The organism is Duganella sp. Root336D2 (assembly GCF_001425005.1).
In the GTDB taxonomy this organism is placed as follows: Bacteria; Pseudomonadota; Gammaproteobacteria; order Burkholderiales; family Burkholderiaceae_D; genus Rugamonas.
In genome coordinates this window covers 129,264-154,093 of the sequence record NZ_LMDB01000036.1, presented here as the reverse complement: position 1 = coordinate 154,093, position 24,830 = coordinate 129,264, and the positions used below count along the sequence as shown (strand labels likewise).

At 62.8% G+C, this 24,830-nt stretch carries 29 protein-coding genes; 9 read left to right on the top strand and 20 right to left on the bottom strand.

Translation table 11 applies throughout. The features are described from left to right. Positions 1-8 precede the first annotated feature (8 nt). Positions 9-1,886: a signal peptide peptidase SppA gene (gene sppA, locus ASD07_RS23245; RefSeq protein ID WP_055935764.1), complete on the bottom strand. Its 1,878-nt coding sequence runs from the start codon at positions 1,884-1,886 to the stop codon at positions 9-11. 26 nt (positions 1,887-1,912) lie between these two features. Further along, positions 1,913-3,382, bottom strand: coding sequence for a sodium:solute symporter (locus tag ASD07_RS23240; protein ID WP_055935761.1), 1,470 nt, complete (start codon positions 3,380-3,382; stop codon positions 1,913-1,915). A gap of 89 nt (positions 3,383-3,471) precedes the next feature. Here ASD07_RS23240 and dgt point away from each other — a divergent pair, with 89 nt between their 5' ends. The 3 genes from dgt to ASD07_RS23225 are packed head-to-tail and all read left to right on the top strand — an operon-like array spanning position 3,472 to position 5,853. Further along, the gene (dgt, locus tag ASD07_RS23235) at positions 3,472-4,695 is read left to right on the top strand and encodes a dGTP triphosphohydrolase (RefSeq protein ID WP_055935758.1); all 1,224 of its coding nucleotides are present in this window, start codon (positions 3,472-3,474) and stop codon (positions 4,693-4,695) included. Further along, entirely contained in the window at positions 4,692-5,630 is a 939-nt protein-coding gene (locus ASD07_RS23230; RefSeq protein WP_055935755.1) for a GyrI-like domain-containing protein, read from the top strand. The genes dgt and ASD07_RS23230 overlap by 4 nt, the downstream gene beginning before the upstream one ends. Before the next feature lie 4 nt (positions 5,631-5,634). Beyond that, complete coding sequence (locus ASD07_RS23225) at positions 5,635-5,853, top strand: DUF3820 family protein (protein ID WP_055935752.1); 219 nt, start codon at positions 5,635-5,637, stop codon at positions 5,851-5,853. Between the two features lie 7 nt (positions 5,854-5,860). On the opposite strand, the gene ASD07_RS23220 is transcribed toward ASD07_RS23225, so the two are convergent. Then, positions 5,861-6,409 carry a type II secretion system protein gene (locus tag ASD07_RS23220; protein WP_055935749.1) on the bottom strand — a complete coding sequence of 183 codons (549 nt, stop codon included), beginning with the start codon at positions 6,407-6,409 and terminating at the stop codon, positions 5,861-5,863. A gap of 105 nt (positions 6,410-6,514) precedes the next feature. Between ASD07_RS23220 and ASD07_RS23215 the strand changes: the two genes are divergently transcribed. After that, complete coding sequence (locus tag ASD07_RS23215; protein ID WP_200953845.1) at positions 6,515-7,762, top strand: dipeptidase; 1,248 nt, start codon at positions 6,515-6,517, stop codon at positions 7,760-7,762. Here the strand turns inward: ASD07_RS23215 and ASD07_RS23210 are convergent. The 3 genes from ASD07_RS23210 to ASD07_RS23200 are packed head-to-tail and all read right to left on the bottom strand — an operon-like array spanning position 7,719 to position 8,922. Continuing rightward, positions 7,719-8,120 carry a PPC domain-containing DNA-binding protein gene (locus ASD07_RS23210; protein WP_055935747.1) on the bottom strand — a complete coding sequence of 134 codons (402 nt, stop codon included), beginning with the start codon at positions 8,118-8,120 and terminating at the stop codon, positions 7,719-7,721. The genes ASD07_RS23215 and ASD07_RS23210 overlap by 44 nt on opposite strands. Then, complete coding sequence (locus ASD07_RS23205) at positions 8,120-8,500, bottom strand: glutaredoxin domain-containing protein (protein WP_055935745.1); 381 nt, start codon at positions 8,498-8,500, stop codon at positions 8,120-8,122. Before ASD07_RS23205 ends, ASD07_RS23210 begins: the two co-directional genes overlap by 1 nt. After that, positions 8,497-8,922, bottom strand: coding sequence for a DUF1810 domain-containing protein (locus tag ASD07_RS23200; RefSeq protein ID WP_055935741.1), 426 nt, complete (start codon positions 8,920-8,922; stop codon positions 8,497-8,499). The genes ASD07_RS23205 and ASD07_RS23200 overlap by 4 nt, the downstream gene beginning before the upstream one ends. A gap of 126 nt (positions 8,923-9,048) precedes the next feature. Between ASD07_RS23200 and ASD07_RS23195 the strand changes: the two genes are divergently transcribed. Continuing rightward, positions 9,049-9,435, top strand: a complete 387-nt coding sequence (locus tag ASD07_RS23195; protein WP_055936406.1) for a KGG domain-containing protein — start codon at positions 9,049-9,051, stop codon at positions 9,433-9,435. On the opposite strand, the gene ASD07_RS23190 is transcribed toward ASD07_RS23195, so the two are convergent. From ASD07_RS23190 to ASD07_RS23180, 3 genes are all read right to left on the bottom strand, one after another. Then, positions 9,432-10,343, bottom strand: a complete 912-nt coding sequence (locus ASD07_RS23190) for a DMT family transporter (RefSeq protein ID WP_055935738.1) — start codon at positions 10,341-10,343, stop codon at positions 9,432-9,434. The genes ASD07_RS23195 and ASD07_RS23190 overlap by 4 nt on opposite strands. Further along, positions 10,340-10,903: a glutathione binding-like protein gene (locus tag ASD07_RS23185; RefSeq protein ID WP_055935731.1), complete on the bottom strand. Its 564-nt coding sequence runs from the start codon at positions 10,901-10,903 to the stop codon at positions 10,340-10,342. The genes ASD07_RS23190 and ASD07_RS23185 overlap by 4 nt, the downstream gene beginning before the upstream one ends. Before the next feature lie 77 nt (positions 10,904-10,980). Then, positions 10,981-11,922, bottom strand: a complete 942-nt coding sequence (locus ASD07_RS23180; RefSeq protein ID WP_055935728.1) for a LysR substrate-binding domain-containing protein — start codon at positions 11,920-11,922, stop codon at positions 10,981-10,983. 105 nt (positions 11,923-12,027) lie between these two features. Between ASD07_RS23180 and ASD07_RS23175 the strand changes: the two genes are divergently transcribed. The 4 genes from ASD07_RS23175 (at position 12,028) to ASD07_RS23160 (ending at position 15,800) form a co-directional block, all read left to right on the top strand. Next, the gene (locus ASD07_RS23175; RefSeq protein ID WP_055935725.1) at positions 12,028-12,726 is read left to right on the top strand and encodes a pirin family protein; all 699 of its coding nucleotides are present in this window, start codon (positions 12,028-12,030) and stop codon (positions 12,724-12,726) included. Between the two features lie 97 nt (positions 12,727-12,823). Beyond that, the gene (gene ribA / locus ASD07_RS23170; protein WP_055935722.1) at positions 12,824-13,477 is read left to right on the top strand and encodes a GTP cyclohydrolase II; all 654 of its coding nucleotides are present in this window, start codon (positions 12,824-12,826) and stop codon (positions 13,475-13,477) included. A 32-nt stretch (positions 13,478-13,509) separates the two neighbouring features. After that, positions 13,510-14,826: a serine protease gene (locus ASD07_RS23165; protein WP_055935719.1), complete on the top strand. Its 1,317-nt coding sequence runs from the start codon at positions 13,510-13,512 to the stop codon at positions 14,824-14,826. Next, complete coding sequence (locus tag ASD07_RS23160; protein ID WP_055935716.1) at positions 14,823-15,800, top strand: FHA domain-containing protein; 978 nt, start codon at positions 14,823-14,825, stop codon at positions 15,798-15,800. Before ASD07_RS23165 ends, ASD07_RS23160 begins: the two co-directional genes overlap by 4 nt. Here the strand turns inward: ASD07_RS23160 and ASD07_RS23155 are convergent, their stop codons facing one another. The 11 genes from ASD07_RS23155 to ASD07_RS23100 form a co-directional block, all read right to left on the bottom strand. Continuing rightward, positions 15,801-16,211, bottom strand: coding sequence for a VOC family protein (locus tag ASD07_RS23155; protein ID WP_200953844.1), 411 nt, complete (start codon positions 16,209-16,211; stop codon positions 15,801-15,803). Between the two features lie 17 nt (positions 16,212-16,228). Further along, positions 16,229-17,089 (bottom strand): hypothetical protein, encoded by an 861-nt coding sequence (locus ASD07_RS23150; RefSeq protein WP_055935713.1) that lies wholly within the window; start codon positions 17,087-17,089, stop codon positions 16,229-16,231. A 10-nt stretch (positions 17,090-17,099) separates the two neighbouring features. Continuing rightward, positions 17,100-17,402 (bottom strand): hypothetical protein, encoded by a 303-nt coding sequence (locus ASD07_RS23145; RefSeq protein ID WP_055935710.1) that lies wholly within the window; start codon positions 17,400-17,402, stop codon positions 17,100-17,102. Positions 17,403-17,942: 540 nt separating this feature from the next. After that, positions 17,943-18,866 carry a cupin-like domain-containing protein gene (locus tag ASD07_RS23135; protein ID WP_055935706.1) on the bottom strand — a complete coding sequence of 308 codons (924 nt, stop codon included), beginning with the start codon at positions 18,864-18,866 and terminating at the stop codon, positions 17,943-17,945. 4 nt (positions 18,867-18,870) lie between these two features. Continuing rightward, a complete protein-coding gene (gene ispF, locus ASD07_RS23130) occupies positions 18,871-19,368 on the bottom strand; it encodes a 2-C-methyl-D-erythritol 2,4-cyclodiphosphate synthase (RefSeq protein ID WP_055935703.1) in 498 nt (165 codons plus the stop codon). Continuing rightward, entirely contained in the window at positions 19,365-20,048 is a 684-nt protein-coding gene (ispD, locus tag ASD07_RS23125) for a 2-C-methyl-D-erythritol 4-phosphate cytidylyltransferase (protein ID WP_055935700.1), read from the bottom strand. Before ispD ends, ispF begins: the two co-directional genes overlap by 4 nt. Continuing rightward, positions 20,045-20,752, bottom strand: a complete 708-nt coding sequence (locus ASD07_RS23120) for a hypothetical protein (protein WP_055935697.1) — start codon at positions 20,750-20,752, stop codon at positions 20,045-20,047. The genes ispD and ASD07_RS23120 overlap by 4 nt, the downstream gene beginning before the upstream one ends. Positions 20,753-20,756: 4 nt before the next feature. Next, positions 20,757-21,314 (bottom strand): NUDIX domain-containing protein, encoded by a 558-nt coding sequence (locus ASD07_RS23115; RefSeq protein WP_055935694.1) that lies wholly within the window; start codon positions 21,312-21,314, stop codon positions 20,757-20,759. 180 nt (positions 21,315-21,494) lie between these two features. Then, entirely contained in the window at positions 21,495-21,800 is a 306-nt protein-coding gene (locus ASD07_RS23110) for a DUF2818 family protein (protein ID WP_055935691.1), read from the bottom strand. A 3-nt stretch (positions 21,801-21,803) separates the two neighbouring features. After that, entirely contained in the window at positions 21,804-23,291 is a 1,488-nt protein-coding gene (gene nuoN, locus ASD07_RS23105; RefSeq protein WP_055935688.1) for an NADH-quinone oxidoreductase subunit NuoN, read from the bottom strand. Between the two features lie 22 nt (positions 23,292-23,313). Next, positions 23,314-24,822 (bottom strand): NADH-quinone oxidoreductase subunit M, encoded by a 1,509-nt coding sequence (locus tag ASD07_RS23100; RefSeq protein WP_055935686.1) that lies wholly within the window; start codon positions 24,820-24,822, stop codon positions 23,314-23,316. Positions 24,823-24,830: the final 8 nt, after the last annotated feature.

Genomic DNA, 24,830 nt, shown 5'->3' with positions numbered 1-24,830 from the left:
GCTACAAACTAATCGGGCGAACTGCAGAGGCAATGGGTCAGTGCCATGAACGGCTTGCGCTGGGCAGTCATCTCGTTCAGCCAGTTCAGGTCCTGCACCACTTCGGTTGCCACGCCAGCCGGCACGCCGGCAGGCAGCAGCGACGTGCGCGCCTGGTCGCCAAACGCCTTGGCTGCGGCGGCCTTGGCGGTCGAGGCGCCGAAGAACTCCAGCACCTTGTCAAAGCGCGACACCTCACGCTCGATGTACACGATGCGCGGCTCGCCGGTCAGCTTGGCGCGCAGCGCAGCCGCTTTCAACGCATCCCGGTAGCCGCCCAGCGTATCGACCAGGCCGCGCTCCTTCGCCTGGGCGCCGGTCCATACCCGGCCCTGGCCCACGGCATCAATCTTGTCGGCCGTGGTGTTGCGCGCCTTGGCTGCCTTGGCGGTGAATTCCTCGTAGGTGTGGCCAATCACGCCCTGGATCAACTGGCCGAAACGCGGGTCCATCGGGCGCAGCGGATTGCCCGCGTCGCCCAGCCAGGTGGTGGTCTGGCCAGCCGTGTGGATGCCCAGCTTGTCGATCACCTTGTCCACGGTCGGGAACAGCGCGAACACGCCGATCGAACCGGTGATGGTGGCCGGATCGGCAATCACCTCGTCCGACGCCATCGAAATCCAGTAGCCGCCCGAAGCAGCCACATTGCCCATCGAGACGATCACCGGCTTGCCGGCCGCCCGGGTCAGTTCCAGTTCGCGGCGGATCAGCTCCGAACCGAAGGCGCTGCCGCCAGGCGAATCGACGCGCAGCACAACGGCCTTGATCGCGCTGTCCTCGCGCGCCAGTCGCACCAGGCGTGCCGTCGACGCGCCGCCGATCTGGCCGGCCGGCGCATCGCCGTCGCTGATTTCACCGACTGCCATCACCACGCCGATTGCGTCGCCGGTCAGTTTAGGGAATACGCGCGCCAGGTAATCGTGATAGCTGACCTGGCGGAAGGACTTGGCCGCCGGATCGTCCACGCCGCGCTTGGTCATCATCACGCGCAGTTCGTCCTTGGTCTTCAGGCCATCAACCAGCTTGGCATTCAGTGCCACTTGCGCCAGGTTGCCCTTGGCCTCGGCCACCAGCGCCGGCAGGCTGTCGATCGACTTCATCAGCGAGCCTTGCGGCATCTTGCGCGACTTTTCAACCTGGTCGGTGTAGCGCGCCCACAGGTCGTTGTACAGGAAGGCATCCGCCTCGGCCGCCGCCGGCGACGGGCCGTTGGCGATGAACGGCTCGGCAAAACTCTTGTAGGTGCCGACCCTCATCAGGTTGACGGTCACGCCCACCTTGTCCAGCGCATCGCGGTAATAATTGCGGTACTTGCCGAAACCATCGAGGAACACCGCGCCCATCGGGTGCAGGTAGACTTCGTCGGCATGGATGGCGACCTGGTACTGGCGCTGGTTGTAGCTGGAACCCCAGGCCACGACTTTCTTGCCGCTGGCCTTGAAGCGGTCCACAGCCGCGCCGATTTCGCGCAGCATGGCCTGGCCGCCGCCCTGCATTTCGTCCAGCACCAGCACGGCGCCGCCGATTTGCGGGTCTTTGGCGGCGGCATCGAGGACGTTCAACACATCGCGCAACTGCACCGACTTGTGCACTTCGCCGCCGGACAGGCCGGCCATCAGCGCGTCGCGGCTGCTGCCGGACGATTGTTCCACCAGGGCGCCTTCCAGGTTCAGGACCAGCATGGTCTTGTCGCCCAAAGGCTTGACGCCGCCGCCGAAGATGGCGGCAATCAGCAGCACCACGACCAGCAGGAACAAAAAGTTCATGGTGGCGCGGCGGCTTTTATCCACGGCGCCCCATAACCAGGAAAATCCGCCGCGGACATACGAGAAAACAGAGCGAGACATCTTTACTCCTAATGCATAAAATGTAACTACTTCACACTATAAGCGACATTCGCTTTAGATGGTGAAGAAATCAGGTAGAGCCCAGCCATGACCAGCAGGCCATTGATGACCAACAATTCCAGCCCGATGCGGTAGCTGCCGAACAGGCTTTGCTGGTTGAAATCGACCAGGGCGCACAGCAGCGGCCCGGCCAGCACGACCCACGGCACCAGCCTGTCGTTCACCGCGCGTTTGCCGAGCAGGCCGAAAGCGAACAGTCCAAGCAGCGGACCGTAGGTATAACCGGCCAGCTTCAGGATCATGCCGATCATGCTGGCGCTGTCGATCCACTTGAACACCATCACCAACAGCAGGAACAAGGCGCAGAACGCCAGGTGCACGCGGTGGCGGATGCGCAGCTGGGCGTCCTCGCCCAGGTCGCCGCGCCGTTTCAGGCCCAGGATGTCGATGCAGACGGACGAGGTCAGCGCCGTGATCGCACCATCCGCGCTCGGGAACAAGGCGCTGATCAGGGCAATGATGAACACCAGTTGCAACAGCGCCGGCAGATGGCCCATCACCACGGCCGCGAATATCTTGTCGCCGGTCGCCGCCACGCCCGCCTGCGGCGCGTACAAGTACAGCAGGCCGCCGAGGAACAGGAACAGCGTCAGCACCCCGGCCAGGATGGCGTTCAGCGCCAGCATGTTCTTCTGCGAGTCGCCCAGGGTCTTGACCGAGATATTCTTCTGCATCATTTCCTGGTCCATGCCGGTCATGGTGATGACGATGAAGAAGCCGGCCACGATCTGCTTCCAGAAATGGCCCGGGCTATTGATATCCATCGTGAAAACGCGCGCCAGGCCGGCCGAACGCATGCGCTCCAGGCTTTCCAGCAGGCCCAGGTTCATCTCGCCGAGCAGGAACACCGTGCAGGCCGCCAGGCCAAACAGCATGCCCGTGGTTTGCAGCGTGTCGGTCCAGACGATGGTCTTCACCCCGCCCTCATATGTATACAGCAGGATCATCGCCAGGATAACCAGGCTGGTCAGCCAGAACGGCACGCCAAGGCTGTCCAGGATCACGGCCTGCAGGATGTTCACCACCAGGTACAGGCGCGCCGTGGCGCCCAGGGTGCGCGACAAAATAAAGAAGGCGGCCCCGCTCTGGTAGGAGCGCCGGCCCAAGCGCACGTCGAGGTAGTGGTAGATGGAGGTCAGCTTCAGGCGGTAGTACAGCGGCAGCAGCACATACGCCACGGCGATGTAGCCCAGCACATAGCCGATCATGATCTGCATATAGCCGAAGCCGTCGCGCCCCACGGCCCCCGGTACGCTGATAAACGTCACGCCGCTCAGCGTGGTGCCGACCATGCCGAAGGCCACCAGCATCCAGTTCGAACTCTTGTTCCCGATGAAGAAGCTGTCGTTGTTGGCGTTGCGCGAAGTGGCCCAGGCCACGCCGAGCAGCAGGCCGAAATAGGCCAGCACCACGAGGAACAGTGAAACAGGTGACATTTTATTATCCAGCCATGAAACAATTTGGGCTGCAATATACACTGGAATGCCGAAGCGCCTTAGAATCGCCTGCAAACCTGAGGAAAACAATGTACGACCAACAGACCATCGAATTCGCCCGCGCCCAGGAGGCGCTGGTACTGCCGCTCGAATACCGGGTCCACGCCCAGGCCGACGGCCGCGGCGAGGGCCGCGAGGAATGCATGCGCGATTATGCGCGCGTGCTGTATTCATCGTCATTCCGCCGCCTGCAGGGCAAGATGCAGCTGCTCGGCGTGGACGCCAACCGCTTCAACCGCAATCGCCTGACCCACAGCCTGGAGGTGGCCCAGATCGCCCGCTCCATCGCCGCCGACCTGGGGCTGGAGCGCTGCGTTGTCTCCGAGACCTGTTCGCTGGCCCACGATATCGGCAATCCCCCCTTCGGCCATTACGGCGAAAAGATCCTGGATGAGCTGGTATCCGGCTTCGGCGGCTTCGAGGGCAATGCGCAGGCCTTCCGCACCCTGCGCACGCTGGAGAAGAAGCACCACGCTTACGCCGGCTTGAACCTGACTGTGCGCTCCCTGCTCGGCATCACCAAATACTTCCAGCGCCGTGCCGACAATCCGAAGAAATTCCTGTACGACGATGACTACGAGTTCCTGATCGCGCAATTGAATGCGCGCGGCGTATCGCTGAGCAAGAGCATCGATGCCCAGATCATGGACCTGGCCGACGAAATCGCCTACGCCGCGCACGATGTCGAGGATGCACTGAGCTTCGGCATCATCACCTGGGGCGAGATCGTCCACGAATTCAAGATCAGCAGGGACTTCTCGGGCGCCCACGAGCAGTTCGCCAGCATCGCCAACCACGCCCACGAGGAAGCGCTGAAATGCGATATGCAGGAAAGCTCGGAGGAGTATTCCATCGTGCTGCGCAAGGAGCTGACGTCGCAGATCGTGCATGAACTATGCCGCGACATCGCCGTGGTCGAGGGCCAGCATGGCCCTGAACTGGGCTACCGCACCAAGGGCCTGCTGGCGCGCGGCCTGAAAAGCCTGCTGTGGCGCGCCATCCTGCGCAAGAAGGACGTGCAGCTCTACGAAAAACGCGGCGAGAAGATCATTCGCGGCCTGTTCGAAGTCCTGACCGACAAGAACTACAACAAGGGCGGCATTTTGCTGCCGCCAGCCATCCGCAGCCAGAAGGACTCGCGCGAACGGCTGGTAGTGGACTACATCTCCGGCATGATGGATTCCTACGCCGCCAAGGAGTACGAAAAGTACTTCGGCCCCGGCAGCCTCGATCGCATCTATCCCCTGGCATGAACGATCCGCGCAGCGAATACGAGCGCCGCATGAACCGGGTGCTCGACCACATAGACCGCAACCTCGATGCGCAGCTCGACCTGCCCGGCCTGGCCGACATCGCCAACTTCTCGCGCTACCACTTCCACCGCCTGTTCGCGGCCTGGATGGGCGAAACGCTGGGCGACTACGTGCGCCGGCGCCGGCTGGAAGTGGCCGCGCACAAGCTGGCAGCCGGCGGCACGGTGCTGGAAGTCGCGCTGTCGACAGGCTTTGGCTCGGGCGAAGCGTTTGCCCGAGCTTTCAAGACGCGCTTCGGCAGCACGCCGACCGAATGGCGCGCAAATACCCCGGCGCGCATCGCGGCCTTCCTGGCCGAGATGGACGCGCAACATAGCAATCCTGATCAGGCGAACAGCAAGCACGGTCAGGCCGGCAACGGCGCAAGCGGCCAAGATGAGGGCTCCAACAACCTCAATGGAGCAAGAAAAATGGACGTCAACGTTATCGACCTGCCGCCAGCCCGTATCGCCTACCGCCGCCACATCGGCCCATACGGCCCGGCTGTGGGCCAGTTCTGGGGCCAGGCCGTCATGCCATGGATGCTTGGCCACGGCCTGGCCGAAGCCACCTGCTACGGCATCGGCCACGACGACCCAAGCGTCACCCCGGCTGACAAATGCCGCTACGATGCCTGCGTCGAAATCCCGGCAGGCTTCGAGCCCGGCGGACAATTCAGCGTTGCCAACCTGCCCGGCGGGCGCTACGCTGTGACCCGCTACACCGGTTCGCCGCGCGACATCGGCCCGGTGTGGAGCCGCATGATGAAGGAATGGCTGCCATCAAGCGGCCTGCAATGCGACGAGCGCCCATGCTTCGAGCGCTACGAAAACCTCGCGACACAGACCGATGGCAGCTTTACCTGCGAGATCTGCATACCTGTGAAGGCACTGTAAAAAAATGAACCCGGAATACCTGGCAATGCTGGTGGCGCGCGATATGCCCTATGGGAAGTACAAGGGCCGCAAGCTGGCCGACTTGCCAGGTCATTACCTGGGTTGGATGGCGCGCGAAGGTTTCCCGAAAGGGGAACTTGGCGCGCTGCTGGCATTGATGTACGAGATCGACCACAACAACCTGCGCACCCTGCTCGACCCGCTGCGCGCACGCAGGAACTGAACTGGCTTCAGCAGCCGCTGGTATTGGCCTTGATAACCGGCGCCGCGCTACCGTTATAGGTGTATTGCACTGAGCACTGCATAGGCGTTGGCGCGCTCTCGATCCGCCAGCCGGCATCCCCGCCCGGAATCTGGCTGTTGCCATAGCCATAGAAGGTGTATTCGCCGGCCGGCACCGCGCTGGGGGAAAGATAGCAGCCGCCGCTTGGGATTTTCGAGCCTTGCAGCGCCACGCCGATGCCATCGCACCAGCGGTCCGGGTAGCCGCTCCAGACCCGCATCGAGGTCCCGCTATCGATGTCGACGAAAGTAATGTTGGCGATACTGCTGGCCGTGCCCTCGCCGCGCAGCGCCGTCAGCGAGCGCACCAGGCCGATGGACGTCTTGGCGGAGCCGGCCAGCGCCTCGATCGACGCGGTACGGGCCGACTTCCCGAAGTTGAGGAAACGCGGAAGTGCCACCGCAGCTAGAATCCCGAGTATGACCAATACGACAATTAATTCGACGAGCGTAAAGCCCTTGGCCGGGGCTTTGCGCGCTTGGGACTGGCGGCGCATGGAGAATTCATTCTGGATTAGGTTCCTGGAGTATACCGTCGTTTTTGCGTTAATGCATGACTTGATGTCTTTTAATCAATAACATCAAACCACCACGGAGACAAATTGAAACGCCTCTACATAGCAATAATCAGCAGCTTCCTCTGCAACGCAGCGGTCTCCGCCCAGGACGCTGCCCTGCAACACGCCCGCGCCCTGCTCGACAAAGTCCCGCTGGTCGACGGCCATAACGACCTGCCCTGGACCATCCGCGAAGACGCCTCCCACCCGATGGACGTTGAGCACTACGACCTGCGCCAGCGCACCCCGCACGAAACCGACCTGGCGCGCCTGAAGCAAGGCAAGCTGGCGGCCCAGTTCTGGAGTGTCTACGTGCCGGGCGAATTGAAGGGCGGCTGGGCCGTCACCCAGCTCGAACAGATCGACCTGGCCCGCCGCCTGATCGCCAGATACCCGGAAAGCCTGGTGCTGGCCACCCGCAGCAGCGACATCGCCAGGGCCAAGCGCGAAGGCAAGGTCGCCAGTTTCATCGGCATGGAGGGCGGCCACGTGATCGAGAACAGCCTGGGCGCCCTGCGCGCCTACTACGACCTCGGCGCCCGCTACATGACCCTGACCCATAACAGCACGCTGGACTGGGCCGACGCCGCCATGGGTGAGCGCAAACACGGCGGCCTGACGCCGTTCGGCAAGGAGGTCGTGCGCGAAATGAACCGCCTCGGCATGCTGGTGGACCTGAGCCATGTCAGTGCGGAAGTGATGCAGCAGGCACTCGACACCAGTGAAGCGCCGGTGATTTTCTCGCACTCCAGCGCCCGCGCCCTGAACGACCATCCGCGCAATGTGCCGGACGAGGTCTTGAAGCGCCTGCCCGCCAACGGCGGCGTGGTGATGGTGACGTTCGTACCGGCGTTCATCTCGCCGCAAGTGGCCGCCTGGCGCAAGGGATTGGGCGAGGCTGCGGCCGCCGCCGGCGCCGCACAGGACAGTCCGGAGTTCAAGGCGATCAAGGAAGATTACACCGCCAAGGCTGGCCCGGCGCCAAACGCCACGCTTGCCATGGTGGCCGACCACATCGAACATGTGGCGCGCGTAGCCGGCAAGGACCATGTCGGCATCGCCGGCGACTACTACGGCTCGGTCAATCCGGAAGGCCTGGAGGACGTATCGACCTACCCTGCCCTGTTCGCGGAACTGATACGCCGCGGCTGGAGCGACAAGGACCTGGCCAAGCTGGCCGGCGGCAACCTGGTGCGCGCCTTGGCCGGCGCCGAACAGGCCGCGGCCCGATTGCAGAAGGAACGCAAGCCTAGCCTGGCGCGCCTCGAATTGCCAGCTCCGCAAAGCCGGTAAGCGGATCGTGTTCGCGCGAGAACTGGTGCGCTGGCAGCAGCACCAGCAGCAATTCGGCCGTGGTGCGCACGATGCAGCCGCGGCCCACATGCCCGCCAAACACCCGGCCGCGCGCATCGGACAACATCATGTGCAGGTGCGCGCCGTCCGGCGCCACCGAGCCGGCCAGGCTAAGGATCTCGAGGTCACCCAGAAACTCGGTGGGCTGCGCCAGTCCGGCATAGCGGATCTGCGCCACCGACAGGCTGCCGATGCCTTGCACCAGGTAGCCCGCCGCCGTCCCCGTATCGCGCAGGGCCTGCTCCACGGCGCCGCGCAAGTCGTCGCCCGGATTCAGGCGCAATGGCAGCGCGTCCATCACCCCTGCAGGCGCGGCGCGACCAGCGAGGTGAACTCCCCTTTTTCGACCAGGCGCTCCAGGTCGTTGTAACCGCCAAGCAGGACGCCGTCGATGAAGATCATCGGGAAAGTTGGCCAGCCGCTCCACATCTTCAGCGCGGTGCGGCGGCGCCATTGGCTGAAATAGCTGCCGTATTCGAGGTAGGCGTATTTCGTGCCTTGCGCATCCAGCAGGCGGCAGGTCTTTTTCGGGAACGGATTCTGGCGCATGCCGACGACGACCACGCGGTTGGCCGCAATGGCCGCCTGCACTTCGGCCACGATATCGGCATGGTTCTTCGCCACGCGTTCGCGGATAGCCGGGTGCAGGTGGGCGTCGTCGAGGATGGTACGGGTCATTGTTTTTCCTTATGCAGTAAGTCCAGCGTGGCCTGGTCGGGCACGCCGCCAAAATATTTGTCGAGGCAATCGCGGAACAGCGCTTCATCCGGCGCAGCTTGCGCGAACAGCGTCATCGATGAGTGGAACTTCATATTGTCCGGCGACCCGAAGATACCATGGACTGTGGCTCCCTGGACAGCCAGCACCAGCGCGCCGCACTCGCGCAGCCTGGCGCCGAGCAGCGGATGCGCCAGGTAAGCCCGCGCCTCATCCAATCCACTGATCGCATAATGCTGCGCCATCGCACTGAAACCGAGGCCGGCCAGTTGCGGGAAGATGAACCACATCCAGTGGCTGCGCTTGCGTCCCGCCGACAGTTCGTCGAGCACCTGCTGGTAGAGACTGTCCTGCGCAACGACAAAGCGCTCCAATTGGTACATAGGCTGCCTCAAAACATTACTTTTCAATGAGCCATTGTCCTACAAAGTCTGGTAGCGTGTTCTGATTAATTGGAACCCATGCCGCGCCTACCATGACGACTCCTTGAACCGAAATGGGAGATGATCATGGCATCCAGTAATCAAGATAATCGCGGCGGCTCCAAACAGTCGGGCAACCAGGGCGGCAATCGCCAAAGCGGCGATACCAGCAACCGTGGCTTCGCTTCGATGGATCCGGAACGCCAGCGCGAGATCGCCAGCGAAGGCGGCAAGGCGGCCCACGCTTCCGGCAATGCGCACGAATTTACTTCGGAAGAAGCCCGCAAAGCCGGCAGCATGAGCCACAAGAATGACGGCAATCGCCAATCCGGCTCCGATTCCGGTGGCGGCAGCCGCCAAAGCGGTGGCGGCAGTGGCGGCAGTGGCGGTAGCGGTGGCGGCACCCGTGGCGGCACGCCTGAGCAGCACGCCGAAGCCGGCCGCCAGAGCCACAAAAACGACGACAAGCGCTAAGCGCGCCGCGTCGTGAAGGGAGCCGTCCAGCGCGACGGCTCAACAAGCCCGGTGGTCAGCGCACAGCCCGCGAGGATCACCAGGCAGCTCAATCCCGTCTGCAGCGAGAAAGTCTCGCCCAGGAACAGGCAGCCCCACAGCACGCCGAAGGCCGGGATCAGGAACAGCGCACTCATCGCCTTGCCGGCACCGAGCCGCGCAATCAATCCAAAGAACAGCACATAGGCAAAGGTGGTACACAGCGCAGCCAGGGCCAGCACCGCGCCCCAGGCCCGGGCCGACGGCGGTTCGTGCGGCCACAGCGCCATGGCCGGGCCAACCAGCAGCAGCGCGGCCACCATCTGGCTGCCGGTCGCCACCGCCAGCGGCGGCGCTTCAGCCAGGTAGCGCTTGCTAAAATTACCAGAGATTCCGTACAGCAATGTCGCCGCCAGGCAAGCCAATGACGCCAGGGCCGTCCGCAGCATGTCATGCTGCGGCAGGAAATGCAGCTTGCCTGCCACCAGCAGCACCACGCCGCCAAAGCCCAGCGACAGCCCGGCCATGCGGCTCAAGGTCAGCCGTTCACCGAGCCAGACCGCGCCGATCAGTGCCGCAAACAAGGGCGTGGTCGCGCTCAGGATCGAGGACAGGCCGGCCGGAATCGTCAGCGCCGCGAAATTGAACAGCAGGAAAGGCAGCGCCGCATTCGTCACGCCAACAAAGCCGATACCGCACCAATGCTTGCGCAGCGCCCCAAGCTGGCCGCGCCACAACAGCAACGGCAGCAATAGCGCCGCCGCAGCCACCGCGCGCACCCCACCCATCGCCGCCGCCCCAAACTCAGGCGCCCCGACGCGGATGAACAGGTAAGACGCCCCCCAGAGCGCCGCCACCGACAGCATGCTCCCCGCATCCGCGCGCCTCATGGCAACACCCCCGCCAGTGCAGGAATGTCCACCTCGGGGTCGGGACGGTCCGGCGCCCCGGCAAAAGTGGACATTTCGCGGCCGTAGGCGCGCTGGGTGGCGGGCCGCTGGCTGATGGCGTGGAACCAACGCGCCAGGCTGGGATAGGCGGCCAGTTGCGCACCGCGTGCGCTCACCCACGGGAAGCAGGCGATGTCGGCTACCGAATATTGCTCGCCGCACAGGTAGGCCTGCTCCGCGAGCTGCTTGTCGAGGGTGCTGAACAGCTCAGCGGTTTCTCTGCCATGGCATTCGAAAGACTTCTGCCAGAATAGCCACTGCCGCGCTTCTGTCCGCGCGCGCATGCCAGCCGGCAGGCCAAAGCCCGCCTTCTCCGCCAGGTAGAGCAGCATGGCGCCCGATTCCTGCAGCGCCAACGGCTCGCCCGCATCCATCGGCCAATGGTCAACCATCGCCAGCGAGTTTGCCTTGGGAATGCGGCGGAACGGCAGCCCGGTTTCCTCCAGGAACATCAGCAGTTGCTGCCCTTGCGGTGTCGCGACGTAGTAGAAGTCCAGCATGGCTATCCCTTTTCGATGGTGTCAGGAATAGTTTGCGCCGTGACCTGGCCCCAGCAAAGATCCACGAATGGCAGATATTATGGAGCCAGCACCGTTTCGCGCGTACGCGGCAGGTGGGCGCACAGGCGCTCGAACAAGCCCGGTTCGGCCATGCGCTGCTGCCACCAGCGCAAGGCCGCACCGGACTCGCCGCTGCGCCAGGCCAGGTAAAAGGTTTCGTCCGGTTTCGGCTCCTCCACTTCCTTTTCCACCAGCAGGCCGGCGGCAATCGCTTCGCGCGCGCAGCGTTCGGGCAGGAAACCGAAGCCCAGGCCCGCCAGCTGGTAATCGAACTTGGCCTGCATGGTCGGCACGGTCAGCGTGTCCTGTCCCAGCACCAGGCCGACGGTGCGCGGCGCCAGCAGGCGCGCCGAATCGGCCGTGGCAATGGCGCGATGGAGCTGCAAGTCGTTGCGCGAAAGGCGCCCCTGCGCCTGCGCCATCGGATGCTGCGGCGCGACTGCGAATACCCATTTCAACTGGCCGATCGGCTGCGATACATACCCTCCGCCGGCAGGACCATCCCCCGGCGCACCAACCGCGATATCGACGCGCCGGTCCAGCAAGGCTTCCCAGCTGCCGCCCAGCGTTTCCTGCACCAGGCGCAGGCGGGTTTGCTGCGTCGCTTCATAGAATGCGCGCACGTACGGCGCCAGCACGGTCGCGCCGAACATCGAGTCCAGGCCTACCGACAATTCCGTTTCCCAGCCGGAGGCCACGCGCCGCACGCGCTGCTCCAGGTCGCCCGCCGCCTTCAGCAGGTAGCGGCCCTCCTTCAGCAGTTCGTGGCCGGCCGGCGTCAGTGCGACCCGCGGGCCGAAACGCTCGAACACCTGCACGCCAAGCTCCTCCTCCAGCTTGCCGACCGTATAGGAAATGGTGGACGGCACGCGGTACAACTCCCGCGCGGCAGCGGCAAAGGAACCGCCACGGTCGATAGCGTCCACGATTTGCAGGGCTTCAAGGCTTAATCTGAGCATTCGATTTTTTCGATCATGAGACGGTAAATTATTCGCTTTTTAACACCATTAGCGAGGAATATACTGCGAAACATCTGATCGAAATTATCGCACAAGGAGATAAATATGTTGCAAGTACGTAAATCTGAAGACCGCGGTGTTGCCAACTTTGGCTGGCTGGATTCCCGCCATAGCTTTTCCTTCGGCCACTACCACGACCCGAAACACGTGGGTTTCGGTCCGCTGCTGGTGATCAACGAAGACAAAGTGTCGCCTGGCCAGGGCTTTGGCACCCACGGCCACCGCGACATGGAAATCATCTCCTATGTGCTGAGCGGCGCCCTGGAACACAAGGACAGCATGGGCAATGGCTCGGTCCTGCATTACGGCGACGTGCAGCGCATGACCGCGGGTACCGGCGTGCGGCACTCGGAATACAACCATTCGAACAAGGAAGGCGTGCATTTTCTGCAGATCTGGATCCAGCCTTCGCAAGGCGGCATCGAGCCTGGTTACGAGGAAAAGCACTTCACGCCGGAGAGCAAAACCGGTGCGCTGCGCCTGATTGCTTCGCCGGATGGGCGCGACGGGTCGGTGCTGGTGCACCAGGATGCCTTTATCTATGCATCCATCCTGAATAGCGGCGGCGCTGCGGTGCATACGCTGGGCGCTGGGCGGCAGGCTTATGTCCACGTGATCCGCGGCACCATTACCGTCAACGGCTGCGAGTTGAAAGGTGGTGATGCTGTCAAGATTACAGGCGAGGAGTCGGTGACGCTGTCCGGCGCGGATAATGTTGAAGTCTTGCTGTTTGACCTGCCTTAAATCCGGTTAGTCGGGGCTATCCCAAGGGGCTGGCCCCGATTTACCGGCTTTTTGTTATGATTGCAGGGTTCCACAATACAAAGATTGAAAGAGCATCATGCAGCCCGTAGCAGAACAACCGGTAAAAGAAGACCTGGACTACGTCACTTCATGCGCCCTGCCGACGCCGTGGGCCCAGTTCACGCTGCATGCCTTCGTCGAACACGCCACCGGCAAGGAGCACCTGGCCATGGTGCTGGGCGATATCGGCAATGGCGAGCCAGTGCTGGCGCGCGTCCACTCCGAATGCCTGACCGGCGACGTCCTGTTCTCCCAGCGCTGCGACTGCGGCGCCCAGCTTGAAGGCGCGCTGAAACGCATCGCCGAAGAAGGCCGCGGCGTGCTGCTCTACCTGCGCCAGGAAGGCCGCGGCATTGGCCTGATCAACAAGATGCGCGCCTACCGCCTGCAAGAGCAAGGCGCCGACACCGTGCAAGCGAACGAACAACTGGGCTTCAAGCCGGACCAGCGCAACTACGCCCTGGTGGAGCCGATGCTCAAACAGTTCGGCGTGAAGAGCCTGAAACTGATGACCAACAATCCGCGCAAGATCGCAGCCATGGGCACGCTCGGCGTCGAAGTGGCCGAACGGGTGCCGCTGCTGGTCAACCGCAATGCCTTCAACCAGCACTACCTGAACACCAAGGCGCTCAAGCTGGGGCACATGATGACCCCGGTCACGCCGCCTGCCGCCGAAGACGGCGAACTGTAATCCCGCCTTACTCCCCCCGGTCGAAGGATTAGATGAAATTCACTAAACTGGCTTTACTACTGACTTTGACCTGGGGCTGCATGGCAGCCAACGCCCAGCAGGCGCCGGCTACCGCCCCCGATGCAGTCGCCCTGCCAACGCCATCGAGCACTGCGCAAAAACTCTATTCCGCCGCCAAGGCCGACCTGCTGCAAGTTCGCTCGCTGCTGAAAACCGGCCGCACCCAATCTTCGGTGGGTTCCGGCTTCCTGGTCGGAACCTCCAACCTGGTATTGACCAACTACCACGTCGTTTCGCAGTTTGCGCTCGACCCCGACACCTACACCGGTGAATGGGTCGACACCGCCGGCCAGCGCGGCAATATCGAATTGCTGGCGGTGGACGTGCTGCACGACCTGGCCGTGGTGCGCGTCAACCGCTACGGCACCGGCTACTTCAAGCTGGGCGACAAGCCGGTCACGCTGACGCAGGGCCAATATCTTTACTCGCTCGGCAATCCGCTCGACCTGGGCTTTGCCATCTCCGAAGGTTCGTTCAACGGCGTGATCGCGCGCAGCTTCTACGAACAGCTGATGTTCACCGGCCCGATCAACGCCGGCATGAGCGGCGGCCCTAGCGTGACCGTGGATGGCGCAGTGGCCGGCATCAACGTTTCCAAGCGCCTGGACGGCGAACTGGTGTCCTTCCTGGTTCCGGCCCGCTACGCGCAGGAACTGCTGAAGCGAGTCGATCCGGAAGCCAAGCCGCCGAAGGACTTCACCGCCATCGTCGCGCAGCAGCTGCTGGTGCACCAGAAGGCCATGATCGACCAGTTGCTGGACAAGCCGCTGTCCGCCAAGGCCATGGGGCCGTACTCGGTCCCGGTGCGCGAATCGGAACAGATGCGCTGCTGGGGGCGTTCCAATGACCGCGACTCGTTCTCGGTGGAAGTCACCAACTGCCAGATGGAGTCGTCGCTGTTCGTCTCCGGCTCGCTGCAGACCGGCCAGGTGCAGATCCAGCACCAGTACATGAAGAGCACCGGCCTGGATGAAGTGCGCTTCGCCGTCCTGTCCAGCAATTCGTTCAAGAACGAGAATTTCGGCAGCCACAAAGACAAGCGCCTGACCGGCCCGATGTGCACCGAACAATTCGTCAAGAACAGCACCCTGCCGATGCGCGCCGTGATGTGCGTGCGCGCCTATCGCAAGTTCGACGGCCTGTACGACTTCGCCCTGCTGACCTCCAGCACCGACGAAGGCAAAATGAACCTGCAAAGCCGCCTCGATGCGCGCGGCGTATCGTATGAAAACGGCCTGCGCGCCTCGCGTGCCTTCCTCGAATCGCTGGCGCGCGGGGGCAAGAAATGAACGGCCCATTCTTCATTGAGACGCTGGCGCGTAATGGCGACGTGCTGCATCGCCACCGCGTCGACAAGCTGCCGATCACCATCGGCCGCGGCTACAACAACGATTTCATCCTCGACGATGCGCATACCGCCGCTACCCACGCGGTAGTTGAACTGGCCGAAGACGGTGCGCTCGTGATGCGCGACGTGGGGAGCCAGAACGGGATTGTGGTACACGGCAAGCGCCATGCCTCGCTGCCGATCAACGGCACCACCGTGGTCCGCCTCGGCCACACCCGCCTGCGCGTACGCGATGCGGCCTTCCCGGTTGAAGCCGAAGTCACCGACACCACCATGCACGCCTGGGAGGGCGGCGTGCCGGCCTTGGCCGGCATGGCATTGATTGCGCTGTTCGTCGCCGTCACCGAAGCGCTGTCGGATACCGGGGCCTTCCAGGCCATCCGCTACCTGCTCGTCATTGTTACCGGCATCGGCGCCGGCATGGTGTGGAGCGGTGTCTGGGCATTGGCCAACCGCCTGTTCGGCGGCCACCCGCGCCTGGGTCGCCACCTCTTCATCCTCGGCAGCGGCCTGGTGGCAATCGGCGCGTGGAAAGCCTTGAGCAGCGTGCTGGCCTATGCCTGGTCGGCGGAAGTATTCACGCGCTATGGCAACCACGTAGTGATGCTGATCCTGGTGGCGATGATCTACCACCACCTGCGCACGGTCAAACCAAACAAGCCGCGCGCCTTCATTTCTTCTTGCGCGGTGTTCCTGGCGCTGGCTTCAGGCCTGATCCTGATGCGCAACTACGAAAACGCCGGCCGCCTGCGCGACGAGCTGTACATGTCGGTGATCCTGCCGCCGGAAGTACGCCAGAGCAAAGACCACAGCGTGGATGAATTCATGGGCGATGCAGCCAAGCTGAAAGCGGCCGCCGACGAAGCGCGCAAGTCCTCGAAGCTCAAGAAAGACGACGAGGACGACGACGAGTAATCAGCCGGCGTAAGGCGCGCCGCGCAGTTCGACGGTGTTGCCTTCCGGGTCGTTGACGTAGATCGACGGCCCCTCGCCTTCCGCCCCGTAGCGCGATTCGGATGGGCCATTGGCGACGTCATGCGCCGTCAGATGGGCGCGGATCGCCGCTTCGTCAAACGGCTCGACACGGAAGCAGAAATGGTCGACATTGCGGCCTTCCTTGCCCGGCGCGGCGCCGCCCATCTTGCCCAGTTTCTTATCGATCGGCACCAGGTCAACCAACGAACTGCCGGCGCGCAGCTGGATCAGGCCAATCTCGTCCTGGCGTCGTTCGATGGTGCAGCCAAGAATCTCAGTGTAGAAGCGGATCATGCGGTCGGCATCGACGACGCGCAGCACGATGTGGTCAATTTCCCGGATCATGATCAACGTAGGTCTCCTTTTGTTTAAGCGTCTGGAACGGGGTTGCTGCCGGAGACGGGCACGTAACGCCCGCCACGGAATTCGAATTTCATCGCCTGGTCGATGCGCTGGGCCGGCGCGTTGCCGCCCTTTCCAGCCTTGCTCATCGCGCCGGCGAAGCGCAGCGTCAGGGCGCCTGCGCTGCCAATATCCCAACGCCCCTCGATGGCATAGCACAAGCCCGGCGGCACCTTCTCGTCGGCGTAGGCGGGATCGGCTGGCTGCAGGCCTTGCATGATCGCGTTCAGGCGCTCGACGCAATCGGGTCGCGAATACAGGTTATTTCCCTTGATCTTCTGCCGCAACAGCGGCTTCGCCTTCACGCCATCGCCGCCGATTGCATACAGCGCGAATGCGTCTGCACAGCGCCCTTGCCAGCAGCTACCCCAAGTGACTTGCAGCGCCTGCGAAGTTCCTGGCAATGGTACCAGGGCCATCTGCGCCCGCCCCTCATAACCCTGCAGGTCAAACGGCTCCTGGCGCCTGGCAACCTTCCAGCCATCCTTGCCGGGCTTGAAGGTATAGGCAGCAAGGCCCACGGGCGTGCCATGCGCCACTTGCGGATCACCGCTGTCTCCGGCCGGCACCAGGGTCGCCAGCAGCACGATGCGGTCCGGCGCGACACGCACAGCCTGGCGCGGCACCACGATGACATTGCGCTTCTTGCCCTGCTTTGCATTCCAGCCGCGCGTCGCGGCGCTGGTCGGAATGGACTGCGCACGCCCGCCCTCTTCATCCTTCCATTTCGGGAAAGCGATTTGCAGCAACTCGTCAGGCTGCGGATCGGCTACCTGCGCCAAAGCCAGCGCAGGCACTGCCAGCAAAGAGGCGATAGCAAGCTTCATCGAAGTTCTCCTAAATCCGCAAGCGGCGGCGGTCGTTGAGGAAGGTCTCCAGCTGCTCCGGCGCCAGTAGCTTGACCGGATCGCCGTGGAAGACATACAGGTAAGGCTCACTGCCCAGGCGGTCCGTCATCTTCGCCAGCACCAGGAAGCAGGTGCCCAGCGGATAAACAGCCGTATCGCGCAATTGCCGCGAACATTCGACCCGCATCTCGGGGCTGAACGCCTGCCCATTCACCGCCCGCACCACCACCCGGCCGTATTCCTCGACCGACTCGACCGCCACCTCGCGGTAATCAAAAGTATCCCTAGTCATCCCGCGATCTTACCTGATCCACCTCAACACCGCCCAGCGCCGCCGACAGGAAAATCAGGCTTCCAGCCGAGCCTGCTTGACTTATGTTCTTGATGAAGATTGTCCGGAAATGCAGGCTAGCGACTTCGAACGAGGTACTCTGCGGTACCACGGGCGCAATCCCGCCCGCGAAGAGATCAAAGGAGGAATGCGAATCCTTCTGAACTACCTCAACGGTGCTGGAGATTAAAGTAGCCCTATTTTTGCCCAGGAGTCTTGACCAGAAACCCATGCGTGGCGTGTGGTATGTGAATGGTTCTGCAGCACTTACGACGGGCGCAACTAGCAACCGATGAAAGCTAAGCCGTGTGGCTCCAGGCGGCCTTAAAGACCGTTCGCACAGCTGGAAGATCTGCAATTCGAACAGGTTCCACCTCGACCATAGCGAGACCGTTCGACTCCGCTGCACCACGGCAAAAGACCCGAAGTGCGTCCGCATTCTGGAAGTAAGCTACTGATTCTTCGGATTTGACGAGCGCCCACTGGGATGGCAGTTTAAAGTTATCGGTGCAATGCGTATGGAAGACCGCGTGCCCAGCGGTTGGAAGAAAGGGAGAAAGTCAGCGCGCGAACCTGATGGTACCAGCCAGCGGGAACGTACAGCATGTCGCCCGGCTGGACGATCACTTCGATCATCGTAGCCTGGCGCGCCAGCGGGTAGCGCTCGAAGTCAGGGGATTCAGGGTCGAACGGGCTGCCGAACAGGACCGGGTTCGCTTCGCGGCTGTAGAGGAATTCATCGTGGTGCGGCGGCGACAGAAAGATCCGCTTGGTGCCCCACACTTGCGCAAAGATGTTGTCGTCAAAGTCGCTGTGCAGCGGCGTCACGGTTCCTGCAGGACCGATCCAGAAGCGCGGTGGTCCCATCTTCTCAAAATATGTCGGCCAGTGGCACAGGCTGTTCAACTCGCGCAGCTCAAGGTTGCCAAGGTATGGCGGCAACCCTTCGGTCACTGCGGCGAGATCGAGGTATTCGCGCATCGTCGTGTCCAGCATTGCGCGGTCCGGGGCAAATGCGGTGCCGATGTAGTCGCCGACCCGCGCCCGCACATGTACGTCGCCGAAGCGCTCTCGCAGAACCTCGGGACCGAGCGCGCAGATCGGCCAGCGCGCCACCGCGCCGGGAATCAGGAATGGCAGGCCTTCACGCGCGCGCGTGCGAAACGCGGTTGCGCTCATGGGACGAACTCGCGGCACGGCATCGATGGCCGGCAAGGCGCGGGCTGAAGTGCGGATCGACTCACGCATTTCCTGCATCGACGATACGCCCCGCATCTCAGCATCGCGGCGCTCGCGCGCTTCGGCTTTTGCAGCCTGCGCAGCGTCATCGGCAGCCTGGCTGCGCGAAGCCTGGAGTGGCGGCAGGCGTGACGCGGCAAACTGCGCGCCGGGCGCTGGATCGTCCGGCGGCTGGTGATCCGTCATGGCCTTATGCTCCCTGGCACAGCACCAGCAGCGCAACCGCTTCGGCGTTGATGCCCTCTTCTCGCCCGAGATAGCCAAGCTTCTCGTTGGTCTTGGCTTTTACGTTCACGTGGCCAACCGGCACGCCCAGGTCGGAGGCGATATTGGCTGCCATCCCGGCGATGTGCGGCGCCATTTTCGGGCGCTGGGCGATGATGGTGCAGTCGACATTGCCGATATCGTAGCCGGTGGCACGCACGCGCTTGGCCGCCTCGCGCAGCAGCACGCGTGAATCAGCGCCGCGGAACTCTTCAGCCGTGTCAGGGAAATGCTTGCCGATATCGCCCAGCGCCGCCGCGCCGAGAATGGCGTCGGTGATCGCATGCAGCAGCGCGTCGGCATCCGAGTGCCCGAGCAGGCCGCGCTCGTGCGGGATCTCGACCCCGCCCAGAATCAGCTTGCGGCCTTCAACCAGGCGGTGCGAGTCGTAGCCCTGGCCGATACGGAATGGGAGTTGCGTCATTTTGAATCCTGTCCTAAATACATTTCTGCGATGGCGATGTCGGCCGGCAGCGTCACCTTCATATTGCGCGGATGGCCTTCCACCAGCTTCGGCGAGAAGCCCAGCATCTCGACCGCGCTGGCATCATCGGTGATGGCGTTCGGGTCCGGCGCCTGCGCCAGGGCGCGCAACAGCAGCGCATAGGAAAACATCTGCGGCGTCTGTGCCAGCCACAGCCCGTCGCGCGGCGTGGTCTGCAACGCGCCGGAGCGCGTGGACTTTACCGTGTCAACCACCGGCAGCGCAAGCAGGCCGCCGCCTTCATGGTCGCCGACTGCGGAAATCAGCCTGGCAACAAGGGCCGTCGTCAGGCCAGGGCGCGCGGCATCGTGCACCAGCACCATGTCGTCGTCGCCAACCAGGGCGCGCATGGCACGCAAGCCGTTCAGGATCGATTCCATGCGCGTGGCGCCGCCACAGCGCAGGACCGTCACGCCCAGTTCGGGCGTGACGGAATCGATATAGCCGTCGCCGGCGCTCACCACCACATAGGTGTGCGCTATCAGTTCGCTCTGGCGGAAGGTGTCCAGCGTGTGCTGCAGCATCGGCACGCCGTTGATCGGCAGGTACTGCTTCGGGCTGGCGGCAGCCATTCGGGCGCCAACGCCGGCGGCAGGAATCAGTGCGAAGTATCGCTTCATTTTTTGCTACGTGACTTCCGTAAAATTGTTTGTATCTCGCCGTTGCAAGCCTTGCTCAAGCGGGCGTATTCGGCCGGCGAATCAATCAGCGCCTGCTGCACTTCGACCTTGGCCATTTCGGCCTTGATGTACGGCAGCCAGCCGCTGTCGATCTCGTGCGCCAGCGCCGAGCGTGCGGTGCCGGCCGGGGCATACAGCGGCTTGGCTTCGAAACGCCGGGCCAGCGCCGACCGCACGACCTCTTCCACCTTGACCAGGTGGTCCATGTACGCATTCATGTGCCGCAGTTCGTGCGTCAGGATCTCGGCATAACCGCAGGTCCCGGGCGGGAACTCGTTGCCAACGTAGATGCGCACCGGCGCATACGTCAGCTGCACCTTGATCTGCGGCGCCACGCATTCATAGCCGCTGGCCGGATCGGTGAGCATCGGCCCATCGAGGCCGATCTGCACGCGCGACTCGGTCCGGGTCAGGCCCAGCACATAGCCTGTGGCGGGCATCTTTTCGGTCCGCATCGCCGAAAGCTGCTTGTACGATAGCTGGGTGTTGACGGTGTAGCCGTTCTGGCGCGCCGACAGCACCGAGACCGTCTTGCTGATTGTGTCCTCGCAGCGGATCTGGAATGGGGTGCGCTCAACCTGCGCCGCCTGCGCCTGGTTTGCCGCAAGGGCACCAACCAGCAACAGGCTGCGCGAACCGATCATGGCCTTAATCCAGCTTCCATGCGCCGGAGCGCAGCTTGTCGAGCCAGAAGGCGCCGATCACGGTTTTGACGTCGGTGATCTTGCCGTCGCGGACCCAGTCCAGCATTTCGTCCACGCTGGCGGTGATGGTTTCGATGAATTCACCGTCGTCCAGCTTCACTTCGCCTGCGCTCAGGCCGCGCGCCAGGTAGATGTCCAGGTGCTCGTCCGAATAGGCGATAGCGTTGTGGATGGTGCTGACGAATTGCCAGTCGGTGGCTGTGTAGCCGGTTTCTTCTTCCAGCTCGCGCATGGCGCAGGCCAGCGGGTCTTCGCCCGGGTCGATCTTGCCGGCAGGGAGTTCGATGAAGACGCGGTCGTTCGGATAGCGGTATTGGCGTTCCAGCAGCACCTTGCCGTTGTCCAGCACCGGGATGATCACGACGGCGCCCGGGTGGCGGATGTATTCGCGCTTGGTGTGCTTGCCGTCGGGCAGGCTGACCGTGTCGCGGTGTACTTTGAGGAAGCCGCCGTCGTAGGCGATGCTGCCGTCTATTTTGGTTTCTTTTAGGTGCTTGTCCATGTTTGCTTTTTAAAACCGGTAAACCAGGGTCGGACCCAAGGGTCCGACCCTCAACGGTTTTACGGCTGGGGGCTGGTTGCGTGCTTTTGATCTTCGCAAAAAGTCAAAGGCCTAAAACCATCCTTCCGGCTTTGAGACCGTTGGCGGTCTGCCCCTTGGGTCAGACCCTGGTTTACCGGTTTACTGGTGGTGTTTACGCAGGTAGCGTACCACGAAGCCAGGAAAAGCAAACACCAGGAAGGCGAAAGCCGCGACCCAGTAGAACTCCCAGTTCTGCGGGAACGCGGTGCCGATGCGGGATTCGAGCGCGATGCCGATGCCGCCGACGGCGACATACAGCACTGCCAGTTCCGCCAGCCGCAGCAAAAATGGCTTGCGTGCGGCCCTCAGCGGAACCAGGGCAAATGCCTTCTCATTCAGAAAAGGCAGGTTGGCGGCCACCACTGCAAGCAGGATGACCAGCCAGGATGACGCATTGACGTCCATCTATCAGGAAGCCAGGGTCTTCTGCATGGCTGCCATGCAGGCGTTCAGCAGCGGGCCTGGAATCATGCCCAGCACCACAACGGCCAGGCCGTTCAGTGCCAGCACGATGCCCTTGTCGCTGTTGACGGACAGCGGAGTGCTGTCGGCCGGCTCGTCGAACCACATGACTTTCACGATACGGATGTAGTAGAACGCACCCACCAGCGAGAACATCACGGCGAACACGGTCAGCCACACGGCGCCGCCCGCCAGCACCGATTGCAGCACCGCGAACTTGGCGGCGAAGCCCATCATCGGCGGCACGCCGGCCAGCGAGAACATCAGCACGGACATCAGCAGCGCGTAGGCCGGGCTGCGCTTGGACAGGCCCTTGAAGTCGTCGATTTCCTCCGCTTCGAAGCCCTGGCGCGCCAGTACCATGATCAGGCCGAACGAGCCGACAGTGGTCATCACGTAGGTGATCGCGTAGTACATGGAAGCCGAGTAGGCAGCGGCAGCATGGGTGGTATCGTGGCCGCCAACGACGCCTGCCATCAGGCCCAGCAGAACGAAGCCCATTTGCGCGATGGTGGAGTAAGCCAGCATGCGCTTCAGGTTGGTCTGTGCGATCGCGGTCAGGTTGCCGATAGCCAGCGACAGTACGGCCAGGATCATCAGCATCTGCTGCCAGTCGAATGCCATCGGCAGCATGCCTTCCACCAGCAGGCGTACGCAGATGGCGAAGGTCGCCAGCTTCGGTGCGCCGCCCAGCAGCAGGGTCACGCCGGTTGGGGCGCCCTGGTAGACGTCCGGAACCCACATATGGAATGGCACGGCGCCCAGTTTGAAGGCCAGGCCAGCCACCACGAACACCAGGCCGAAGGTCAGGATGGTCGGGTTGACGGTACCGGAGCCGACCACGGCAGCCACGCGCGAGATGTCCAGCGAGCCGGTCGCGCCGTACAGCATCGACATGCCATACAGCAGGAAGCCGGAAGCCAGCGCGCCCAGGATGAAGTACTTCATCGCAGCTTCGGTCGCGCGGGCGTCGTCGCGGCGCAGGGCCACCAGCGCATACAGCGACAGCGACATCAGTTCCAGGCCCAGGTAGATGGTCAGGAAATTGTTGGCCGAGATCATCACCATCTGGCCCAGCAGGGAGAACAGCGCCAGGACGTAGAACTCGCCGCCCAGGTTACCGCCCATCATGCCGCGGTCGGTGGAGTACTGGCGTGCATACACCAGCGTCATCGCCGTGGCCAGGTAGGAGAACAGCTTCAGCAGGTTGCCCATCGGGTCGCTGATGAACATGTTCGAGAACGCGTACACCGTGCTGCCGGCCGTGTAGTCGGCAAAGCTGAAGAAGGCCGCGCCGACCAGGGTGGCCAGCGTCAGCATGTAAGTGATCGCACGTTTGCCCTCTGCCAGGAACATGTCGATCAGCAGGATCGCCGAAGCGGCGATCAGCAGAAAGACTTCTGCGTAGAGCGGGATCAGGTTAGTGGTATTCATGAAAACTTGGTCCTATCTGCAATCAAGGGGCCACGACTGGCAGCTTGCTTTGAGCAGCATGCGCCAGCAGGTCAGCCACGGAAACCTGCATCACGTCCGTGAACGGCGCCGGGTACAGGCCCATCACCAGCACAGCGATCGCCAGGATGCCCAGCATCAGGAACTCGCGGTTGTTAACGTCGGTCAGTTCTTCCACGTGCGGGTTGGTGATAGCGCCGAAGATCACGCGCTTGGCCATCCACAGCGAGTACGCCGCGCCGAAGATCAGGGCGGTCGCCGCCAGGATACCGGTCACGAAGTTGAACTGTACGGCGCCCAGGATCACCATGAACTCGCCCACAAAGCCGGAGGTGGCAGGCAGGCCGCAGTTAGCCATGGAGAACAGGATGAACAGCGCGGCAAACTTGGGCATCTTGTTCACGACGCCACCGTAGTCGGCGATCTGGCGCGAGTGCATGCGGTCGTACAGTACACCGATGCACAGGAACATTGCGCCGGAGATGAAGCCGTGCGACACCATCTGCACGATACCGCCCTGCACTGCCATCTCGTTGAACATGAAGAAGCCCAGGGTCACGAAGCCCATGTGCGCGATGGACGAATACGCCACCAGTTTCTTCATGTCTTTCTGCACCAGGGCCACCAGGCCGATGTAGATCACGGCGATCAGCGACAGCACGATGACGAACGGAGCCAGCTTGTGCGACGCGTCAGGCACGATGGGCAGCGAGAATCGCAGGAAACCGTAGGCACCCAGCTTCAGCATGATCGCGGCCAGCACGGCGGAACCGCCGGTCGGCGCTTCCACGTGGACGTCCGGCAGCCAGGTGTGGACCGGGAACATCGGCACCTTCACGGCGAAGGCCATGAAGAAGGCGAAGAAGATCGCGACCTGCTCGCCCATGGTCAGCGGCAGTTTGTGCCAGTCCAGGATGCTGAAGCTACCGGACTTGTTGTACAGGTAGATGATGGCAACCAGCGTCAGCAGCGAGCCGAAGAAGGTGTACAGGAAGAACTTGAACGCTGCGTAGATGCGGTTGGCACCACCCCAGACGCCGATGATGATGTACATCGGGATCAGGGTCGCTTCGAAGAAGAAGTAGAACAGCAGGCCGTCCATGGCGGCGAACACGCCGATCATCAGGCCCGACAGGATCAGGAAAGCGCCCATGTACTGCGCCACGCGTTCGGTGATCACTTCCCATGCCGAGATCACCACGATGATGGTGATGAAGGCGGTCAGCGGGATGAACCACATCGACAGGCCGTCAATGCCCAGCGAGTAGAAGATGTTGAAGCGGTCGATCCAGGCCGCCTTCTCGACGAACTGCATGCCATGCGCCGCTTTGTCGAACTGCGTCATCAGCGGGATGGTCGGCACCAGGGATACCAGGGCGCCTACCAGCGACAGCACGCGCACCATGCCGGCACGCGAATCGCGGCCGATGGCCAGTACGATCAGGCCGAAGACGATCGGTACCCAGATCGACAGGCTGAGGTAAGGAGGTAGAGTATTAATCGTTGACTGCATTTGTTATC

Excerpts from the sequence above, each read along its gene's own strand:
- sppA (WP_055935764.1), bottom strand. The coding sequence starts at position 1,886 with ATGTCTCGCTCTGTTTTCTCGTATGTCCGCGGCGGATTTTCCTGGTTA.
- ASD07_RS23240 (WP_055935761.1), bottom strand. The coding sequence starts at position 3,382 with ATGTCACCTGTTTCACTGTTCCTCGTGGTGCTGGCCTATTTCGGCCTG.
- dgt (WP_055935758.1), top strand. The coding sequence starts at position 3,472 with ATGTACGACCAACAGACCATCGAATTCGCCCGCGCCCAGGAGGCGCTG.
- ASD07_RS23230 (WP_055935755.1), top strand. The coding sequence starts at position 4,692 with ATGAACGATCCGCGCAGCGAATACGAGCGCCGCATGAACCGGGTGCTC.
- ASD07_RS23225 (WP_055935752.1), top strand. The coding sequence starts at position 5,635 with ATGAACCCGGAATACCTGGCAATGCTGGTGGCGCGCGATATGCCCTAT.
- ASD07_RS23220 (WP_055935749.1), bottom strand. The coding sequence starts at position 6,409 with ATGCGCCGCCAGTCCCAAGCGCGCAAAGCCCCGGCCAAGGGCTTTACG.
- ASD07_RS23210 (WP_055935747.1), bottom strand. The coding sequence starts at position 8,120 with ATGGACGCGCTGCCATTGCGCCTGAATCCGGGCGACGACTTGCGCGGC.
- ASD07_RS23205 (WP_055935745.1), bottom strand. The coding sequence starts at position 8,500 with ATGACCCGTACCATCCTCGACGACGCCCACCTGCACCCGGCTATCCGC.
- ASD07_RS23200 (WP_055935741.1), bottom strand. The coding sequence starts at position 8,922 with ATGTACCAATTGGAGCGCTTTGTCGTTGCGCAGGACAGTCTCTACCAG.
- ASD07_RS23195 (WP_055936406.1), top strand. The coding sequence starts at position 9,049 with ATGGCATCCAGTAATCAAGATAATCGCGGCGGCTCCAAACAGTCGGGC.
- ASD07_RS23190 (WP_055935738.1), bottom strand. The coding sequence starts at position 10,343 with ATGAGGCGCGCGGATGCGGGGAGCATGCTGTCGGTGGCGGCGCTCTGG.
- ASD07_RS23185 (WP_055935731.1), bottom strand. The coding sequence starts at position 10,903 with ATGCTGGACTTCTACTACGTCGCGACACCGCAAGGGCAGCAACTGCTG.
- ASD07_RS23180 (WP_055935728.1), bottom strand. The coding sequence starts at position 11,922 with ATGCTCAGATTAAGCCTTGAAGCCCTGCAAATCGTGGACGCTATCGAC.
- ASD07_RS23175 (WP_055935725.1), top strand. The coding sequence starts at position 12,028 with ATGTTGCAAGTACGTAAATCTGAAGACCGCGGTGTTGCCAACTTTGGC.
- ribA (WP_055935722.1), top strand. The coding sequence starts at position 12,824 with ATGCAGCCCGTAGCAGAACAACCGGTAAAAGAAGACCTGGACTACGTC.
- ASD07_RS23165 (WP_055935719.1), top strand. The coding sequence starts at position 13,510 with ATGAAATTCACTAAACTGGCTTTACTACTGACTTTGACCTGGGGCTGC.
- ASD07_RS23160 (WP_055935716.1), top strand. The coding sequence starts at position 14,823 with ATGAACGGCCCATTCTTCATTGAGACGCTGGCGCGTAATGGCGACGTG.
- ASD07_RS23150 (WP_055935713.1), bottom strand. The coding sequence starts at position 17,089 with ATGAAGCTTGCTATCGCCTCTTTGCTGGCAGTGCCTGCGCTGGCTTTG.
- ASD07_RS23145 (WP_055935710.1), bottom strand. The coding sequence starts at position 17,402 with ATGACTAGGGATACTTTTGATTACCGCGAGGTGGCGGTCGAGTCGGTC.
- ASD07_RS23135 (WP_055935706.1), bottom strand. The coding sequence starts at position 18,866 with ATGACGGATCACCAGCCGCCGGACGATCCAGCGCCCGGCGCGCAGTTT.
- ispF (WP_055935703.1), bottom strand. The coding sequence starts at position 19,368 with ATGACGCAACTCCCATTCCGTATCGGCCAGGGCTACGACTCGCACCGC.
- ispD (WP_055935700.1), bottom strand. The coding sequence starts at position 20,048 with ATGAAGCGATACTTCGCACTGATTCCTGCCGCCGGCGTTGGCGCCCGA.
- ASD07_RS23120 (WP_055935697.1), bottom strand. The coding sequence starts at position 20,752 with ATGATCGGTTCGCGCAGCCTGTTGCTGGTTGGTGCCCTTGCGGCAAAC.
- ASD07_RS23115 (WP_055935694.1), bottom strand. The coding sequence starts at position 21,314 with ATGGACAAGCACCTAAAAGAAACCAAAATAGACGGCAGCATCGCCTAC.
- ASD07_RS23110 (WP_055935691.1), bottom strand. The coding sequence starts at position 21,800 with ATGGACGTCAATGCGTCATCCTGGCTGGTCATCCTGCTTGCAGTGGTG.
- nuoN (WP_055935688.1), bottom strand. The coding sequence starts at position 23,291 with ATGAATACCACTAACCTGATCCCGCTCTACGCAGAAGTCTTTCTGCTG.
- ASD07_RS23100 (WP_055935686.1), bottom strand. The coding sequence starts at position 24,822 with ATGCAGTCAACGATTAATACTCTACCTCCTTACCTCAGCCTGTCGATC.